Source organism: Vibrio sp. 2130-1, from assembly GCF_033339515.1.
In genome coordinates this window covers 1-738 of record NZ_JAWOUT010000226.1, presented here as the reverse complement: position 1 = coordinate 738, position 738 = coordinate 1, and the positions used below count along the sequence as shown (strand labels likewise).

At 45.1% G+C, this 738-nt stretch carries 1 pseudogene; it reads right to left on the bottom strand.

The annotated features are described in order from the left end of the window. Positions 1-738, bottom strand: a pseudogene (locus tag R7Q09_RS25350) (Tol-Pal system protein TolB); the annotation flags it as partial.

Genomic DNA, 738 nt, shown 5'->3' with positions numbered 1-738 from the left:
CGATTTGCCATCAGGGTGCCAGAACGGTTCAGTATTATTTGATCTGCTACGCGTAATTTGGGTGAGTTTGCGAGTTTTCAGATCAAAAGTGTACACCTGTAGAGTGCCCGTCTTAGACAGTACAAGCGCTAACTTGTTACCATCAGGAGAGAATCTTGGCGCACCATTATGGCGAGGGTATGACGTAATTTTTTCACGTTCACCGGTATAGATGTTCATGATGAAAATTTCTGCTTGGCCATTTTGGAAGCTTACATACGCAAGTTTCTGCCCATCTGGAGACCATGCAGGAGACATCAGAGGCTGCTTAGAACGCAATACTAATCGCTCATTGTAACCATCGTAATCAGCGACACGAAGCTGGTACGGGAAACGGTCTTTGTCGTTTACAACCACGTAGGCAATACGAGTCATAAATGCGCCACGTTCACCTGTCAGTTGTTCATAGACAAGGTCAGAAATACGGTGAGCGTACTCACGCATACGAGGGCCTTTTACCGTAGCCACTTTGTTAAACAAAACATGGTCTTTAGATAAAACAAGCTCGCCGTCACTCCCTAGAGCTTTGCTCTGCCCACCAGTTAACTGACCGCGTACTACATCAACAAGCTGGTAATTTACAACGTAATCGCCTTGCTCATTTTGCTTGATAGAGCCAGTTAACAGCGCATCTACACCAAGGCTTGTCCACGAATCAAAGTTAACTTCTGATTCATTGAATGGCGTTTGTGGCATTTT